4 protein-coding genes are annotated in these 2,768 nt (G+C 68.1%); all 4 read right to left on the bottom strand.

All coding sequences use genetic code 11. The annotated features are described in order from the left end of the window. The coding region (hprK, locus tag DBR34_RS19705; protein WP_128098033.1) for an HPr(Ser) kinase/phosphatase at window positions 1-790 on the bottom strand (790 nt) is incomplete at its 3' end. Next, complete coding sequence (locus DBR34_RS19700; RefSeq protein WP_128098032.1) at window positions 787-1,239, bottom strand: PTS sugar transporter subunit IIA; 453 nt, start codon at window positions 1,237-1,239, stop codon at window positions 787-789. The genes hprK and DBR34_RS19700, both read right to left, overlap by 4 nt. A 21-nt stretch (window positions 1,240-1,260) precedes the next feature. After that, complete coding sequence (gene raiA / locus DBR34_RS19695; protein WP_038689977.1) at window positions 1,261-1,578, bottom strand: ribosome-associated translation inhibitor RaiA; 318 nt, start codon at window positions 1,576-1,578, stop codon at window positions 1,261-1,263. A 55-nt stretch (window positions 1,579-1,633) separates the two neighbouring features. Continuing rightward, on the bottom strand, window positions 1,634-2,768 hold a 1,135-nt coding region (locus DBR34_RS19690), incomplete at its 5' end, for an RNA polymerase factor sigma-54 (RefSeq protein WP_128098038.1).

The following is a 2,768-nucleotide window of genomic DNA, read 5'->3' as shown; positions in this document are numbered from 1 at the left end:
GGTCCAGCACGTGGCGGGTGCCGGAATCGCCGGTCAGGCGCTCGTAACCATGCGGGGTGGGCTCGGTCATGGGCTTGGTCAGGTGCACGATCAGCCGAAGGTACTTGTTCTTCTTTACAGCGGTGTCACCGAACATCTCGCGCACGTTGAGCACGCCCAGGCCGCGCACTTCCAGCAGGTCCTGCAGCAGTTCCGGGCAGGTGCCGTCGAGCACGTCCGGGGCGATCTGGGTGAATTCCGGGGCGTCGTCGGCCACCAGCCGGTGCCCGCGGCTGAGCAGCTCCAGCGCCAGTTCGCTCTTGCCCGACCCCGCTTCACCGGTGATCAGCACGCCAATGGAGTAGATCTCCATGAACACGCCATGCAGGATCACCCGCGGCGCCAGCGTGCGCGCCAGGTGGTAGGACAGGTGGTTGAGCAGTTCGTGGCCGCGCTTGGGCGAGATCCACAGCGGGGTCTGCGATTCGTCGGCCGCCGCGCGCAGGTCTTCCGGGCACGCCTGGTTGCGGGTGATCACCAGCGCCAGCGGGTGCGAATGCATGATCCGCTCGATGGTTTCCCAGCGCTGGCGCGAGTCCAGCGAGTCCAGCCAGGACAGCTCCTCGGTGCCCAGGATCTGCACCTTGTTGGGGTAGATCGCGTTGAGGTAGCCGGCCAGTGACGGCCGCCGCGAGACGGTGTTGCCCGCTTCCAGTTCGCGGCGCTCGCCCTGCTGCCCGGCCACCCAGCGCAGGGCCAGGCGGTCGCGCTGCTGTTCGAACAGCTCACGCGCGGTGATGCTGGTATTCATGCGGCACTCGCCGGCGGGGGAAATTCGATGACCTGGCGCAGTGCCTCGCCGTCGCGCGCTTCGCGCAGCGCCTGGCGGATGTCCGGCTCGGAGAACAACTCGGCCAGCTCTGACAGCAGCATCAGGTGTTGATGGGTGTAATGGGCCGGGACGGCAATGGCGAACACCAGGTCGACCGGTTCATCGCCGCCGAACTCCACCGGGCTTTCCAGTCGCAGCAGGGCACCGCGTGGGCGCTCCAGCAGCGGCGCGCGGCCGTGTGGAATGGCGATGCCGTGGCCGATCGCCGTACTGCCCAGCTGCTCGCGCTGGCACAGGTTCTGGTAGATAAGGTCGGCATTGGCTTCGCGGCAGGCCAGCAGCCGGGCGGCGGCATGCAGGACGCTGTCGCGATCGGCGGCCGGCAACACTTGCGTGCGCACGGCCGCCAGGAGATCAGTCAAGGGCATGTCAGGGGAAGAACGAGGACGTCAGTCGTCATTGTCGCCCACTGGCAGCGGCGCGTGCTGCTGTTTTTTCTCCTTGTGCTTGATCACAAGGCGGTCGAGCTTGTCGGCCAGGATATCGATCGCGGCATACATGGTCTGACCGCCAGCCTCGGCGTGCAGGGTCTGGCCGGGGACGTTGGCACTGGCATCGACGTGGTGTTCGTTCTTGCGCAGCTCCAGGGTGACCCGCACCTCGCAGTGCTGGTCGAAGTGCTTGCCCAGGCGCTGCAGCTTGGTTTCCACGTACTCGTGCAGGGCCGGGGTGACTTCTACGTCTTTGCCAAACGTCTCGATGCGCATCGGGTTTCTCCTTTGTTCGGATGAGCCAATGAACCTTTCCGCCGGGCGCGGTGCGTCAGGCGATTCGTACCCTTTCGTGCGAGGCGGAAATGTTCATGGCCTCACGATACTTCGCCACGGTGCGGCGCGCTACCGGTATTCCCGAGGTCTTGAGCAGGTCAGCCAGCTTGGCGTCAGAAAGCGGCTTGCGCGGGTTCTCGTCGTCGATCAGGCGCCGGATCATCGCCTGGATGGCGGTGCTGGACGCTTCACCGCCACTGTCGGTGTCGATGCCCGAGGCGAAGAAGCTGCGCAGCGCCAGGGTGCCGCGCGGGGTGCGCACGTACTTGCGCGCGATCGCCCGGGAAATGGTCGATTCGTGCAGGCCCAGTTCGGCCGCCACCTCGCGCAGGGTGAGCGGGCGCAGCGCCTGTTCGCCGAACTCCAGGAACGCGGCCTGCTGCTGCAGCAGGCTGCGCATCACCCGCAGCAGGGTTTCCCCGCGTGCCTCCAGGCCCTTGAGCAGCCAGCGCGCTTCCTGCAGGTGCGCGCGCAGGTAGCCGGCGTCGGCCTCGCCGCAGCGGCGGATCATCTGTTCGTAGCCGCGGTGGATGACCACCTTGGGCCCGGCATGGCCGGCCAGCGCGGCGCGCCAGACCCCGTTCTGGCGCCAGACCACGCAGTCGGGCACCACGTAGCTGTCGTGGGCCAGTTCGCCGATCTGGGCGCCCGGGCGCGGGTCCAGCGTGCGCAGCAGCTGCACGGCCACGTCCACCTCGGCCAGCGGTTCACGCAGTTCGTGCGCCAGCCCGGCCACGCCACTGCGCGGCAGGCGTTCCAGCGGGCCGTCGGCGATGCGCCGGGCCAGGGCCAGGCCGGGGGTGTCGGGGCACAGTACGTCCAGCTGCAGCCGCAGGCATTCCCCCAGCGTGCGCGCGCCCACCCCGATCGGGTCGAAGCGCTGGATCTGGTGCAGCACCGTGAGGATCTCGGCGTCATCGGCATGAATGGCCGGCAGCAGGGTCTCGGCGATGGCCGACAACGGCTCGCGCAGGTAGCCATCGTCCTCGAACGCGTCGATCAGTGCCGCGCCGATGCTGCGGTCGCGGGTGGACAGGTGCGACAGGTGCAGCTGCCAGAGCAGGTGGTCGACCAGGCTGTCGGTGTCGGCCACGCGCTCGGCGGCGCTGCCGTTGTCGTCATCGTCGAAC

Source organism: Stenotrophomonas sp. HMWF003 (genome assembly GCF_003061285.1).
GTDB classification, from domain to species: Bacteria; Pseudomonadota; Gammaproteobacteria; order Xanthomonadales; family Xanthomonadaceae; genus Stenotrophomonas; species Stenotrophomonas maltophilia_AP.
The sequence above is the reverse complement of the archived record's forward strand: the minus strand, read 5'-3'. Positions and strand labels throughout refer to the sequence as shown.